Source organism: Streptomyces sp. NPDC048643, assembly GCF_040650615.1.
Lineage (GTDB): Bacteria > Actinomycetota > Actinomycetes > Streptomycetales > Streptomycetaceae > Streptomyces.
In genome coordinates, this window is record NZ_JBEZHO010000027.1 from 1 (window position 1) to 12,864 (window position 12,864).

Consider the following 12,864-nt stretch of genomic DNA (forward strand, 5'->3'; position numbering starts at 1 on the left):
GTAGCCGAAGCCCGGCTCCAGCGGCTCGATCACGAACCGGGAGCGGAATTCGTCGACGACCTCTTCGGTCAACGAGGGACGCTGAGCGATCAGCACGTGGTGTTGCCTCCAGTAGTTTGGCGCCCGCTATGGACGCCGTGGACCCTACGAAGGGTACGTGCGAAACGGCCGCCGCAGAGTACGCCATGGCGTAGCCGGCGCTCATCCTGAGTTGGTTTTGCCGCTGACCAGGTGCGGGGTGAGCGCACGGCTCCGGGGCAAGTCGCCGAGTTGCATCCGCGCGGACTGCTGCAAGTCCCGTGCCAGCGGGGGTGGCTGCTCGGGGTTGAGGTATCTGTGGAAGGCATTGCCTCCGTCGAGTTGCGGAGACCAGGCCGGTGTCCGGGCCGGCTCCTGCGACGCTGACGGATACGGCTCCGCCACCGGCTGAGCGAGGGTGACGCTCGTGGCGCCCAACGACCACGGAGAGCGGTCCTGGTTCACGTCCATTGCCATGTGGACCGCATGACGTCCAGGTTGTGCGCTGCGTTCGTCAAGTTGACGCAATGATCAGCGAGTTCGAGGCCTAGGTGTTCGCTGCCTCTCTCGATCAACTCGATGTGCAGATTCCTGTCCGGCACTGAAGGTGAAGGAGCCGAAGGTGCCCTTCGCCGCGAAGAACAGCCCGCCGTCGCCGGCAGCGGCCAGTGCGTTCAGGCGCCGACCCGGCAGGGAACACCCCTCCACGGATCGGCCGTCGGGCCCCAACCGCCGGATACCCCCGTTGGCATCCCCAACCAGGACGCCGTCGGCGTACGGCAGAAGGTCGACCACAAGCCGCCGATCCGCCTGGACCGACCACGTCGACGCTCCGTCGGCGGGATCCACCGCGAGGAACCCCCCGCCTGACCGCAGCATCCAGACCGACCCGTGGATGTATCCAACCGCCCCGAACGGATCGTACGATCCGAGCCGGGTGGGCTCGTCCGCGCCCATCCCGAAGGTCACCAGTGACGAGGCCTCGCAGACCGCCACCACCCGCTCCGCATCCACCGGGACGAACACCTTCGCGTCGGGTCCCGCGAGCGGATCCGGCAGCCGCCACCGAGCCAGGTCGCTCCCGTCGGCCGGATCGAGGAGAACTGCCTCGTAGCCGCTGCCGGTCAGCACCCCGCCGGCCCAGGAGAGGGTCCGTACGGACGTCGTCGGCGACGGTGTCGTCCACCGGACACCCCCGTCGGCGAGGTCCAGGCCACTCATCGGGGTGTAGCCGCGCCAACCACCCATCACCACGGTGTCCGAGTGGACCGCGAGGTTCCCCGTCCACCTCGGTGTCGGGACGCTCCACAGCGACCCACCCGTCCGCAGATCGATGCATGACAGCAGGTTCGGCGTTTGCGGCAACACCAACACGCGGTCCCCCGCGAGGACGATCCCGCGCGGCCAGGTACCGAGCGGGACGTCCCAGCGCACCGTGCCGTCGACGCGCTCCAGGCAGACCAGCCGGGTGTGCCGCTCGTGCAGGACGACACAGTCCGGCCCCACGACGAAAACGGAAACGCCTCCCCGCTGGTGCAGTTCGCGCTCCCAGAGCACTGTGGCGATCATCGGACCATCCCACCACGGGCGGCCCGCCCCCGACGACGGTGCCCCAAGGCCGGGACGGCCGCTCAGGGCTCTTTTCGTCGGATCACCTCGCCGACCGGATGCAGATGCGGGCGAGTTGGAGTCCGGCGAGGTGTGGATGGCGGCCACCGTGTCGTAGCGAGTGACAACCTCATGGTGAAACGGTCAGTTAGAAGCCCTATCAAAATGGGATGGCGGAGGTGTCCCTGCCAGGGCGAGGATCTCTCGGTACTCGCCGATGAAGGGACAGCTGTGGACGACAATGTTCCGAGAGAGCTCATCTCTCTTGCTGATGACGAGGGGAACAGCGTCACCGTCAACGTTCTGGGGCGTGATCCCAGGTGGTCCGCCGGGCTGCAAGCCGAGATCGTGGTCAGGACACCTTTCGTATCCGGCCGTGTTGACCTGGCGCTGTACACCTCGAGACTGGAGAGCTGGGCGGATGCGCTGACCAGGCTCAAGGACGGCGAGGATGTCGCCTGGATGGAGATGAGCAGTGGGCCGTCCATCTTCATCCAACTCACCGGCGAGCGTGACTGTCCGGAGGTGGTCGTGGAGGACGAGTCAGGGTCCATGGTCACCGTTCGGGTGCCGCTCGTGCCGCCGGACGACTGGATTACCGACCACCAACAGCGTCTGCAGCAGGTGATGAAGCACTGGGTTCCGCTCCTGTCAGCGTAGGGAGACAAGCCTCCGCCAGCAGATGAGTGCGCATCCAAGGGCGAGAGAAGCCTCGTGGATGTCGTCGCGTATCTCCCAGCGGATCCGCAGGCGACGGAACCAGTGCAGGTGAGCGAACGCACGTTCCACGACCCAGCGTTGGGTGCCCAGGCCAGAGCCGTGCTCAGTGCCCCGACGGGCGATGACCGGCTTCACGCCGAGGTCCCAGACGAGCCGGCGGTACTTGTCGCGGTCGTAACCGCGGTCCCCGAGTACGACGTCCGGGCGGCGCCGCGGCCGGCCGCGCTTGCCGCGCACGGGCGGGACTGCCTGAAGCAGTGGGATGAGCTGGGTGACGTCGTTGCGGTTGCCGCCGGTCAGGGTGACCGCGAGCGGGATGCCAGTGGCATCGGTGATCAGATGATGCTTGCTGCCCGTCTTACCCCGGTCAACGGGGCTTCGTCCCGTCTTGGAGCCCCCTTTAGCGCGCGGATGTGGGAGCCGTCGACTGCGGCCCGGGAGAAGTCCAGGGCGCCCGCGGTACGGAGCTTGGCAAGGAGGACCTCGTGCAGCCGGGGCCACACACCGGCCACAGTCCACTCGGCCAGGCGCCGCCAGCACGTCACCCCCGAACCGAAGCCGAGTTCCTGCGGCAGATACTCCCAGGCGATCCCGGTATGCAGCACGAACAGGATGCCCTGGAACACCAGCCGATCCGGATACCGCTTCCGCCCAGGATGGCAAGCTCGGCGCTCCACCTTCGGCAGCAGCGGCTCGACCACCGCCCATAACTCGTCATCGACTTCCCACGGCTTCGGCCTAGCCACCCCGCACCCCCGGATCAACGGTCCCGGAGTGATCCAACCACCTCGAAGATCATTTCGTTAGGAGTTCTTAGTCGGTGCCCTCCTTGAAGGTCCTCGTCACAGCACGCATCAGGCGCTCCGCGTACTCCCGCTCGGAGTCCCTGAATTGGGGGTACTCGGTGACGAAGTGGTCCCACTCCACGTACTCGACCGCCTGCATCACATCCGCGAACCGGATCTGCTCCCGGCCCGCATAGGGCCATTCGCCCGACAGTCGGAACACTTCGTGGAGGAGCTCGTAGCGGAGGTCATGTTGTTCGGCCAGGAGTACGGCGTCGTAGAGATCCTTGCCCTGCGGGTGCATGTCGTTGAGCAGCCACATCAACTTCCAGGCCAGGGACAGTTCCGGGGTGGCCGCCTGCAGGACTGTGCCGCCGGGTAGCTCTACCGGCTCGGGTGCTTCGGGGAGCCGCTCGTTGAACACGAAGTCGAGCTGGACGTGGCCGCCGGGCAGCCCGGGCGCGCCCCACGGCAGCACCATGCGGCGGCCAGGTACCCGGTCGTAGGTCCAGATGTCCTCGACCACGGCGCCCGGCGCCGAGATCTCGACCTCACAGTCGCGTGCCTCGGCGAGCATCTGAGCTGCCGCGGCGATCCCGCGCAGCATCCGATGCGAACGGTCTTCATCGATCATCCAAGTGTGAGGGACCACGACAAAGTCCAAGTCACCGGGCTCACGTGCCACGTCCGGAAACCACGTCGACATCAGCACGCTGCCTCTCAGCACCAGTGCCTCCACCCACTGAGACGTGGCGATCGCGTCCAGCACCAGGCGGAGGGCGTGGCGCCTGGCCGCTCGCCACGACTCGCCGCGCGCCGGATCGCCGAACCGCGGGTCAGTTGCGCGATAGGCGTTCGGGAAGTGCTTCAGTGACGGGTCGAAGACGGGCCGCTGCACCACGTCATTCCCTGGCACAGGTTGCAGCGTTCTCGGTAGGTCTTGCGCGCTACGGGTGGCCTCGCCCAGCGGCTCCCGGGGTATCTCGGTGCTCTGCCAGCCGAACCCGTCCCACGCCGTCCCACTCATCCCCGTACCCCCACAGGCTCCGCGATCCAACCGTCGTCCACACTCAGATCACTGTCGTGGAGCACGAACTCCCGCTCCACGCCCAGCACTACGAATCCGTCCAGAGCTGTCAGCAACCGTTCCAGTGCCCGCCCAGCGCCGTCGGCTCCCGTTCCGCGGCACCTCTGCGTCACGAACCGCTCGTGCCGTGCGCCGGCTCGCACCCGCAGGGCGTTCCACGACAGGTGGGCACCGTGGGGCGCCACCCGGGCGGCGAGCGCGGCCAGATCAGTGTCGGCATCGAGCAGCAACTTCACGTGGTGCTCGAAGTACCGGTCGTCATCCCTGCCGAGCCGAGCCGGTACCTCGGCGGCCCACGGGGTGGACTCAGTCTTCACCCGTACCGGCTGGAAACCTTCCGCGCGAAGCCCCACCACGATGTCCCGCGCTCGCTCAGACTGTTCAACGTACGACGAGGAACCAGACAGCGTGAGCATGGGCTGATCGCGCAAGCGGCCGCGGGCCAGCACGATATGTGTGAGTTTCAGACCACCCGAGGCCGCCCACCGCTGCAGCCGCACCCACTCGTCGGAGTCGGAACAGCGGACTGTCACATGCGATTCGTAAAGGGAAGCGGACACCCGCGAATCCTGCCAGATCACGGCCGCTTGCACCCATTCGAGTCCCGGCTCCCGTGGAGCGTCGAGCTGTTCCCGGGTGCGGCTGAGTGCCGCCGGTGGAGCGGACAGAACCTAGGGAACCGGCGAAACGCAGCCGCGCTCAGTTGCTGGTCAACTGGTCAACGGGGGACCGCACGAGGGCTACCTGTATGTAGCTGCCGTCTCTCTGGACTCGGCACCACTCTCAGGACGCCTGTCTGGCGTCTGTGCTGGTCGGCGCAACGGGTCAGTGTGCCGACTGAATGAAGAGCCTCGTCACAGTCAGCCAAGAAGCGGGCGAGGGCTCTGCCGCGGTGATCAAATCGTTGCCGCCCGGCGTACAACCGCCTACAGCCCTGCGCTGTCCGACAGTTGGCCGCTGAGGGTGATCCTTTGGCTGGTGTGCCCAGAGGCCCGGTTCGGGCTGTGGGGGAGAGGACGGGCTTGTAGATGGGGAAGGCAAAGATGCGCAGGACAATGTGGAGCGCGGTGGTGGCCGGTGGAGCGGCGGTCGTGTTCACGGGGGTGGCGGCGGTGCCGGCCGGGGCGGCGGAGGGCGGGGTCTCCTTCACCCGGGTCACGGTGAACGGCGGGAAGCCGATCGTCATCGGGACCACCAACGAGGTCGTCGTGCCCGCGTCCTTCCGGATGACGACCAAGCTCAAGTACGACTACGGGCCGACCGTGTTCCCCTACCGGGGGCACCCTGACAGCAGTGACACGCTGCAGAGTTCCGTCATCACCAGCGACTGCAAGGTCGTGGACAAGGCCAACGGGATCTGCGACTTCAAGGAGTGGCTGTACATCGACCCGCGGTACGCCGACTTCGGGAACGAGTACGCCGGCGCCTGGAAGACCGCCGCCCGGGTCTTTCTCGCCGGTGACGCCTTCGACACGGACGACGAGAACATCCCGTTGCAGGTGCAGCGGGCTACTCGCGTCACGGTCAACGCCTCGCCGGAGCCGGTCGCGGCCGGTAAGACGATCACCGTCACCGGGCGGGTCGAACGGGCGAACTGGGACACTCACACGTACCAGGGCTACGCGGGCCGCACGGTGAGCCTGCAGTTCAAGGCAGCGGGCGCCACCTCGTACACGACCGTCAAGAAGGCGACGTCGAGCAGCACCGGGGCCCTCAAGACCACGGTGAAGGCCACGAAGTCGGGGACGTGGCGGTGGACTTACTACGGGAACTCCACCTCCGGGGCGAAGTCGTCGACCGGGGACTCCCTCGCCGTGCAGTAGCCGACGCGCCCGGCCCTCTTTCCGTCGCGTCATGACCATGCGTGCCGCGCCGTCAGCGCGCTCGGTCGCGGCGGGAGCAGCGGATCACCACCGACAGCCCCCACTACGCCTGGCGCCGCCTCCTCGCCCTCCCGGGGAACAGACACCTGGACCCGCACTACGCCGGATGCGCGTCATGCCTCCACCGGTGTGGCGGATGATCCCGTCCTGGGAATGGCGCCGCGTCGGCCTCGGCGGCGACCGGGCCCGAGCGACAGCGATCCTGCCGCCCCGCCCCGGGCCGACTCGGCTACGCCCGCCGGCCAGGCGGTCACACGAGCCCCCCGGCCGGCCGGCGCCGCAGCCCACGAACCCACCCTCGCCGCACGACCCCAGCGCCCGCCACACCAGACGCCCCGCGGCCCGGCGGACGCCCGGGGTCACCGGTGCGGGGTCACCCCGGGTAGGGGGCCATCGAGGGAATCTCCTTTTCCCGGTGGCCCGCCTTGCAGCCCGCGAAGGGGCCGGCGGGGTCGCGCAGCGCGGCCATGACATGGGTGAGGTGGTCGCGGTGCCACAGCGCGGGACCGCTCAGCCCGGCCGCCTGCCCGGTCAGCTCCTGCCAGGTCATCCACAGGCCGTAGAACTGGGCCACTGCTTCGGGGTGCTGCCACCAGGTCGCGCACCAGGGCGCCGTCGAGGTGACTTCGCGGCCGTACACCGGCAGCAGCAGGTGCCGCACCCACAAGGTCAGTCGGAAGAGGGCTTCGTCCTGTTCCGGGCCCTGCAGGTACAGGATGAACGGTGAGGTCCGGGCTGGCGCCGGTTGAGGGGCACCAGCGTCGGATGGGACGTCCGTGGCGGGGGCGGCCTCTTGTAGGTGTTGGAGTTCGCGGCCGTGCTCGTCGCCTTCGGGGACGCCGTTCAGGGTGGCGTTCTCTGGCATGCGGGGGATGTCCTCGGGGCCGGAGGGAAGGTGGAGGGGGAAGCCGCTGTCGGCACGCCCGTGCGGGGGCGTCCCGGGGCCGGCTGTCAGCTGATCTTGGTTACGGGGCGTTGCCGGTGCGCTTGGTGACGGTCACGGCTTTCGGCGGCGGCTGAGGGAGGGCCGAGGTCCTGGCTGTCGGGTGCGTGTTGGATCCTGCGCCGGGCGACTGCAAGGAGGCCACGCTCGGCGACGACGCCAGGGCCGAGTTGGCCGTTGGCAGCCGGTTCATGGCGTAAGTGTCGGTGGGCAGGCTCGTGTTGCTGTTGTCCTGCCGTACGCTGTCACCGCTCGCCGTCTGAGACGGGGACTCGGTGAGCGGCAAGAAGCTCTCCTGCGTGGGGCGTTGGGTGTAGCTGGTCGCAGAGCCCAAGGCGATGAACGCCGATCCCAATGTTGTCAGCTGCTGCACCTGCTTCTGTGTCCTCTCGGGCACGGCCGCCTGGGCGCTCATCACGGTTCCGCCGACGGAGGCCAGGCTGCCCACCACACTCATCGCGGCCTGGCCCCGGTTGACATTGGGGTCGGTGAAGGCCTTGTAGGCGGTGACACCGACGTTGGTGGCTGCTTCGGCCGCCGCCAGGTAGGTCGATGCTTTCTGCAGGTTGGTCGAGGTGGCGCCCTCGGTGAAGGTCGCGGCGACCGTGGTGGCGAGGGGGAGGGCCTTGGCCGCGAACGAAAGGATCGGCTCCGCCTTCGCCTTGAGCCATGCGCCCGTGGCCTGGCTGTAGTTGTAGATCTGCCCGGACATGCCCTGCGCCAGGAACTGAGGGGGCACGAGGTCGCCCGGCTCGAAGTAGATGGCGTGTTCCCGCTCGGGGTGGAGCGGCTCGGGGAGTTCGGGCATGGTGTCCGGGGCGCCGACGACGATGGGGAGAGCCTCGGGCTGGCCGTCGCCGTTGATCGTGGTGGCGACGATGGGAACGGTGGTGACACTGCTCGTCGACGCGTTCGAATCCTCGCTGTCCGAACCCGCGGTGTCCCTCTGCGCCTCTAGGTCGGTTCTCTTCCTGGGTGGCATCCGAGAATTCCTTCCGTGTGCCGGGAGTCGTTCTACGCCCAGCACAACGGACACGCGGTCCCGTCGGTTCAGGAGACGCGCGTGGATCCGCCGCCTGACCGCCGCCGCGCCATCACCGCGGGGATCGCCGTGCCCGCCTCCGCTGTCGACCACCGTCCGCACCGTCAGGCGGTGGAGATCAGCAGCGTCCAGTACGACTCGCCGGGCTGGGACATCCGCTCCAACCGTTCGCTGAACGGCGAGTGGCCGGAGGTCGCCCACTACTCCCGGCATGGCGTGCACGTGGACGGCTGGACCCTCGCGGACGAGGACGGCCGCACCTACACGTTCGACCATTGCCGCCCCGCCGGCCGCGCCACCGTCCGCGTCCACACCGGCACCGGCCTGGACACTCACCGCGACGCGTTGTAGCGCGAAACGGGTGGGCCAGTCGTTGTTCAGCAGATCGACGAGGCGGCGTTCAGTAGCACTCGGGCCTTGGTCCGCTGGTGAATCTCCTCGACGGTGACGCCAGGAGCCGTCTCCACGAGCGCCAGTCCGTCGGGGGTTGTGTCGAGCACGCCGAGGTCGGTGATGATCCGGTCGACACAAGCCTCGCCGGTCAGCGGCAGCGTGCACTGCTCAAGGATCTTCGGGCTGCCGTCCTTGGCCGTGTGTTCCATCAGGGCAATGACCCGTCGTGCACCGTGGACGAGGTCCATGGCCCCGCCCATCCCCTTCACCATCTTCCCGGGGATCATCCAGTTGGCGAGGTCGCCCGCTGCGGACACCTGCATGGCTCCCAGAACGGCGGCGTCGATGTGCCCACCACGGATCATGCCGAACGACAGGGCGGAGTCGAAGAAGCTCGCGCCGGGCAGGACGGTGACGGTCTCTTTGCCCGCGTTGATCAAATCGGGGTCGACGTCTGCGTCCGCTGGATAGGGCCCGGTCCCGAGGATGCCGTTCTCCGAGTGCAGGACGACATGCACGTCCGGGGGAAGGTAGTTGGGGATCAGGGTGGGCAGCCCGATCCCCAGGTTCACGTAGGTGCCGTCCGTGAGTTCCAGTGCCGCCCGCGCGGCCATCTGTTCACGGGTCCAGCCTGCGGAGGGGTTCATGCGCGTACGGTCCTCTTCTCGATGGCCTTGGCTGCTGCCTGCTCGGCGGTCAGGGCGACGACGCGCTGGACGAAGGTGCCGGGCAGATGCACGTCGCCGGGGGCGATGTCGCCGGGCTCGCAGAGCTCTTCGACCTCGGCGATGGTGGTCCGTCCGGCCATCGCCGCAAGAGGGTTGAAGTTCGCGGCCGCCTTGCGGAAGACGAGGTTGCCGTGCCGATCCCCGCGCCACGCCCGCACCAGCGCGAAGTCGGTGGTGATGCCGTGCTCCAGCACGCAGCGCCGGCCGTCGAAGTCTCTGGTCTCCTTGACGGGCGAGGCCAACCGCACGGAGCCGTCCTCGCCGTACCGCCACGGCAGACCACCGGAGGCGACCTGTGTGCCGACGCCGGCAGGGGTGAAGAAGGCGGCGATGCCGCTCCCGCCGGCGCGCAGACGTTCAGCGAGCGTGCCTTGCGGGACGAGTTCTACCTCCAGCTCACCGGCCAGGTACTGGCGCGCGAACTCCTTGTTCTCGCCCACGTAGCTGCCCGTGACCCGGCTGATCCGGCCGGCCTCGAGAAGCATGCCCAGTCCGTGTCCGTCGGTGCCGCAGTTGTTGGATACCACCCGTAGATCGGTTGATCCGCGGTGCAGCAGCGCACGGATCAGGGTGTCGGGGATGCCGTTGAGTCCGAATCCGCCGACGGCCAGTGAGGCACCGTTGCCGATGTCGGCCACCGCCGCCGTGGCGGAGTCGCTGACCTTGTTCATGCAGATGACCTTTCAGCCGGGCCGGGCGGCTGACCAGCCGGCGCCAATGTGCGGCCAGACTGCGCGGGCGCACAGCCCCACGCCGTCCGGCTGGTTCCTGAGGGTGAGGACGTAGTCCTCGTCGGACTGGAACCCGATTTCACGGCCGCGAACCTGAGAACCGCGGCGCGGCCCGGGCCGTGGCCCGTTCCGGTGACCAGCGCGACCCGTCCCTCCAGCCGCTTCATCGGGGCGCAGCCTGTCGGACCGCGTCCGAGATGGATTTGACGCCGCCGTGGGCGGTCAGGCCTCCGTCGACGGGGATCTCGGCACCGGTGATGAAGGAGGCTTCGTCCGAGAGCAGGAACGCCACCAGTGAGGCGACCTCGACGGCGGTCCCGGTGCGTCCGAGCGGTGTCTCCCGGACGTTGGCCGTCCTGAACTCGGGCAGGGCGGATGCGGTCATCTCGGTCTCGATGTAGCCGGGGTGGACGGTGTTGACGCGGATCCCGCGCGGCCCGAGTTCCAGCGCGGCGGTCCGGGACAGGCCACGCAGGGCCCACTTGCTGGACGTGTAGGCCACCGGGTAGTGGGCCGTCAGGGCGGCGGAGGAGCCGACGTTGACGATGGAGGCACCGGGCCGCATCAGCGGGGCCAGGTGCTGCATCGCCAGGAGGGGGCCGGTGACGTTGACGCGGTGGACCCGGTCGAAGTCCTCGACCTGGACGTCGCCCAGCCGAGCCCGCCAGGTGATGCCCGCGTTGTTGACCAAGCCGTGGACCTGGCCGTGGTTCGCGCGCAGTTCGTGGGCCAGCTGCGCCCAGGCGCTGTTGTCCGTGACGTCCAGTTGGCGAACGTTCTCAGTGCTGGTGAGGTCGGTGGCGATGACGTGCGCGCCTTCAGCGGCCAGTACCGCGGCTTCTGCGGCGCCCTGTCCGCGTGCGGCGCCGGTCACGACGATGACTTTGCCCAGCAGCCGCTCGGGCTGCACGGTGGTCACGGCCTTTCCCGGGAGCGGCGGCGGCCGGCCGGCACCGGCACCGGGTTGGCGCCCGGCACCACGGTGTTCACGAGGACGCCGATGCCTTCGACGGTGAGGGTGACGGTGTCGCCGGGCGTGAGCGGCGGGGGTGTTTGTTCGCCGCGTACGCCCCACAGTTCGGCCAGGCAGCCTCCGTTGCCGCACGTGCCCGATCCGAGGACGTCGCCGGGCATGACGCGGGTGCCGCGTGAGGCGTAGGCGACCATCTCCTCGAAGGTCCAGCTCATGTTGGACAGCAGGTCACGGCCGATGACTTCGCCGTTGACCTCGGCTGTCAGCGCGAGACGCAGGAAGCCGTCCGTATCGCGGTAGGGCTCCAGTTCGTCGGCGGTGACCAGGCACGGTCCGAGGCTGTTGGCCGTGTCCTTGCCCTTGCAGGGGCCGAGGCCGACGGTCATCTCGGCGGACTGCAGGTCGCGGGCCGACCAGTCGTTGAGGATGGTGTAGCCGAGGATGTGCTTGCGGGCCTGAGCGGGGGAGAGGTTGCTGCCCTCGCGGCCGATCACGGCGGCGACCTCCAACTCGTAGTCCAGAACAGCTGATCCGGGCGGCATCGGCACGGGGTCCTCGGTGCCGAGTACGCAGTGCGGGTTACTGAAGTAGAAGGTCGGGGCCGCGAACCACTGATCCGGGATCCCGCCGGCGCCGCTGACCGATCGGCGTACCCCCTCGACGTGCTCTTCGAAGGTGACGAAGTCGCGCAGCGAGGCGGGCTGGAGCGGAGGGCGCAGCCGTACCTGCGACACGTGGGGGCCCGCTGGCCCGGCGAGCGCCGTGTGTCCCAGGGCAAGCAGCGCGGACTGGCTGATGCCGGCAGCGATGACCTCGGTCAGGGTGTGGCCGGCCGGCAGCGGATACAGGAGCCCGTCGGGGCTCGCGACGGCGGCGCGGGTGGCGCCGTCGCGTTCGAAGGAGACGAAGCGCATGGGCAGCTCTTTTCATGCGGTGGTTCCGGGGGCGCGGGGGTTCCGTCAGGGCATGGACAGGGCCTGCCGCGCCCCCGGGGTCCTGGCGGGTCAGACCGGCGGGGCGATGAAGCAGCCGCGGTCGACATCGTTGAAGGACTCCTTGGCGACGAGCTCGTTCATGGGGTTCGCGGTGCCCCACTGGTCTGCGACGTCGGGCTCGGAGAAGTCGTAGACGTGCGGGTGCCAGGTGTCCTCGTCCAGGCATTCGAGTTCGGTCGTGTACTCGACCGTGTTGCCGTGGGGATCGAGGAAGTAGGTGAACGTGTTGTCGCCCGCTGTGTGCCGGCCCGGTCCCCAGATCTTCTTGAATCCGGCGCGCAGGACACGGCCGGAGCCGCGCATGTACTCGTCGATGCCGCGCATCTCGAAGGAGATGTGGTGCAGGGCGGTGTGGGGGCCCTGGGCGATCGCCATGGAGTGGTGCTGGTTGCTGATGCGCATGAAGTGCATGACCTCGCCCATGTGCGGCGAGGACAACGTGTCCGACAGGCGGAAGCCGAGGTGGCGCTCGTACCACTCGCGGGTCCGGTTCAGATCGGGCGAGTTGAGGACCACGTGCGACAGCTTGACCGGGATGGACTCCTTCTCCTCGATCTTGCGGTGCCGGCGGGCCTCGACGTCTGCGGTGACCTCGATGGTGCGGCCGTCCACGTCGAAGAACCGGAAGCCGTAGCCGGCGCCGGGCGTGGTGACCGTTCCGGGCTGAGAGAGCAGCTGGACGCCGGACTGGAGGAGCTGTTCGGCGAGGGTGTCCACGTCGGTGGGGTTCGCGGCGCCGTAGGAGATGAGATCGAGGCGCTTCTCCTCCGCCTTGCGCAGGCGGACCACGTACTGCTCGGGGGAGCCTTCGGCGGCGAGGAAGGAGATCCCGGAGTCCTCGGCGACCTTGGTCAGGCCCCAGACGCCACTGTAGAAGTCGAGTTGCTTGTCGTAGTCGGGCACGGCGAGGTCGACGTGCCGCAGGTGCGTGAGCAGGCGAGCGTTCATGAGGATCCTC

The 12,864-nt window shown here is 68.5% G+C and carries 14 protein-coding genes; 3 read left to right on the forward strand and 11 right to left on the reverse strand.

The annotated features are described in order from the left end of the window. Positions 1 to 549: 549 nt before the first annotated feature. Entirely contained in the window at positions 550 to 1,587 is a 1,038-nt protein-coding gene (locus AB0C62_RS24755) for a PQQ-binding-like beta-propeller repeat protein (protein ID WP_362976534.1), read from the reverse strand. A 270-nt stretch (positions 1,588 to 1,857) separates the two neighbouring features. On the opposite strand from AB0C62_RS24755, the gene AB0C62_RS24760 reads away from it, so the two are divergent. After that, positions 1,858 to 2,286, forward strand: a complete 429-nt coding sequence (locus AB0C62_RS24760) for a DUF5959 family protein (RefSeq protein WP_362976536.1) — start codon at positions 1,858 to 1,860, stop codon at positions 2,284 to 2,286. On the opposite strand, the gene AB0C62_RS24765 is transcribed toward AB0C62_RS24760, so the two are convergent. From AB0C62_RS24765 to AB0C62_RS24775, 3 genes are all read right to left on the reverse strand, one after another. Then, a protein-coding gene (locus AB0C62_RS24765; RefSeq protein WP_362976537.1) for an IS5 family transposase occupies positions 2,278 to 3,092 on the reverse strand; the annotation gives its coding sequence in 2 pieces (ribosomal slippage) (positions 2,278 to 2,763 and positions 2,766 to 3,092; 813 coding nt in all). The two genes, AB0C62_RS24760 and AB0C62_RS24765, sit on opposite strands and share 9 nt — an antisense overlap. Before the next feature lie 67 nt (positions 3,093 to 3,159). Next, positions 3,160 to 4,158: a nucleotidyl transferase AbiEii/AbiGii toxin family protein gene (locus AB0C62_RS24770; RefSeq protein WP_362976538.1), complete on the reverse strand. Its 999-nt coding sequence runs from the start codon at positions 4,156 to 4,158 to the stop codon at positions 3,160 to 3,162. Then, complete coding sequence (locus tag AB0C62_RS24775) at positions 4,155 to 4,799, reverse strand: hypothetical protein (RefSeq protein WP_362976540.1); 645 nt, start codon at positions 4,797 to 4,799, stop codon at positions 4,155 to 4,157. The genes AB0C62_RS24770 and AB0C62_RS24775 overlap by 4 nt, the downstream gene beginning before the upstream one ends. 462 nt (positions 4,800 to 5,261) lie before the next feature. Between AB0C62_RS24775 and AB0C62_RS24780 the strand changes: the two genes are divergently transcribed. Then, positions 5,262 to 6,041, forward strand: a complete 780-nt coding sequence (locus AB0C62_RS24780) for a hypothetical protein (protein WP_362976542.1) — start codon at positions 5,262 to 5,264, stop codon at positions 6,039 to 6,041. A 433-nt stretch (positions 6,042 to 6,474) separates the two neighbouring features. Here the strand turns inward: AB0C62_RS24780 and AB0C62_RS24785 are convergent, their stop codons facing one another. Together AB0C62_RS24785 and AB0C62_RS24790 are read right to left on the reverse strand one after the other, a co-directional pair. Beyond that, complete coding sequence (locus AB0C62_RS24785; protein ID WP_362976544.1) at positions 6,475 to 6,966, reverse strand: DUF4913 domain-containing protein; 492 nt, start codon at positions 6,964 to 6,966, stop codon at positions 6,475 to 6,477. A gap of 100 nt (positions 6,967 to 7,066) precedes the next feature. Continuing rightward, complete coding sequence (locus AB0C62_RS24790) at positions 7,067 to 8,026, reverse strand: hypothetical protein (RefSeq protein WP_362976546.1); 960 nt, start codon at positions 8,024 to 8,026, stop codon at positions 7,067 to 7,069. Positions 8,027 to 8,107: 81 nt separating this feature from the next. Between AB0C62_RS24790 and AB0C62_RS24795 the strand changes: the two genes are divergently transcribed. Then, positions 8,108 to 8,437, forward strand: a complete 330-nt coding sequence (locus AB0C62_RS24795; RefSeq protein ID WP_362976548.1) for a hypothetical protein — start codon at positions 8,108 to 8,110, stop codon at positions 8,435 to 8,437. Between the two features lie 26 nt (positions 8,438 to 8,463). Here the strand turns inward: AB0C62_RS24795 and AB0C62_RS24800 are convergent, their stop codons facing one another. The 5 genes from AB0C62_RS24800 to AB0C62_RS24820 form a co-directional block, all read right to left on the reverse strand. Then, complete coding sequence (locus tag AB0C62_RS24800) at positions 8,464 to 9,126, reverse strand: CoA transferase subunit B (RefSeq protein ID WP_362976550.1); 663 nt, start codon at positions 9,124 to 9,126, stop codon at positions 8,464 to 8,466. Further along, a complete protein-coding gene (locus tag AB0C62_RS24805) occupies positions 9,123 to 9,878 on the reverse strand; it encodes a CoA transferase subunit A (RefSeq protein WP_362976552.1) in 756 nt (251 codons plus the stop codon). Before AB0C62_RS24805 ends, AB0C62_RS24800 begins: the two co-directional genes overlap by 4 nt. Positions 9,879 to 10,101: 223 nt before the next feature. Next, entirely contained in the window at positions 10,102 to 10,857 is a 756-nt protein-coding gene (locus tag AB0C62_RS24810) for an SDR family oxidoreductase (protein ID WP_362976554.1), read from the reverse strand. Next, positions 10,854 to 11,825 carry a fumarylacetoacetate hydrolase family protein gene (locus AB0C62_RS24815; RefSeq protein ID WP_362976556.1) on the reverse strand — a complete coding sequence of 324 codons (972 nt, stop codon included), beginning with the start codon at positions 11,823 to 11,825 and terminating at the stop codon, positions 10,854 to 10,856. The genes AB0C62_RS24810 and AB0C62_RS24815 overlap by 4 nt, the downstream gene beginning before the upstream one ends. 90 nt (positions 11,826 to 11,915) lie before the next feature. Continuing rightward, positions 11,916 to 12,854, reverse strand: coding sequence for a VOC family protein (locus AB0C62_RS24820; RefSeq protein ID WP_362976558.1), 939 nt, complete (start codon positions 12,852 to 12,854; stop codon positions 11,916 to 11,918). Between the last annotated feature and the right edge of the window lie 10 nt (positions 12,855 to 12,864).

Excerpts from the sequence above, each read along its gene's own strand:
- AB0C62_RS24755 (WP_362976534.1), bottom strand. The coding sequence starts at position 1,587 with ATGATCGCCACAGTGCTCTGGGAGCGCGAACTGCACCAGCGGGGAGGC.
- AB0C62_RS24770 (WP_362976538.1), bottom strand. The coding sequence starts at position 4,158 with ATGAGTGGGACGGCGTGGGACGGGTTCGGCTGGCAGAGCACCGAGATA.
- AB0C62_RS24780 (WP_362976542.1), top strand. The coding sequence starts at position 5,262 with ATGCGCAGGACAATGTGGAGCGCGGTGGTGGCCGGTGGAGCGGCGGTC.
- AB0C62_RS24785 (WP_362976544.1), bottom strand. The coding sequence starts at position 6,966 with ATGCCAGAGAACGCCACCCTGAACGGCGTCCCCGAAGGCGACGAGCAC.
- AB0C62_RS24790 (WP_362976546.1), bottom strand. The coding sequence starts at position 8,026 with ATGCCACCCAGGAAGAGAACCGACCTAGAGGCGCAGAGGGACACCGCG.
- AB0C62_RS24800 (WP_362976550.1), bottom strand. The coding sequence starts at position 9,126 with ATGAACCCCTCCGCAGGCTGGACCCGTGAACAGATGGCCGCGCGGGCG.
- AB0C62_RS24805 (WP_362976552.1), bottom strand. The coding sequence starts at position 9,878 with ATGAACAAGGTCAGCGACTCCGCCACGGCGGCGGTGGCCGACATCGGC.
- AB0C62_RS24815 (WP_362976556.1), bottom strand. The coding sequence starts at position 11,825 with ATGCGCTTCGTCTCCTTCGAACGCGACGGCGCCACCCGCGCCGCCGTC.
- AB0C62_RS24820 (WP_362976558.1), bottom strand. The coding sequence starts at position 12,854 with ATGAACGCTCGCCTGCTCACGCACCTGCGGCACGTCGACCTCGCCGTG.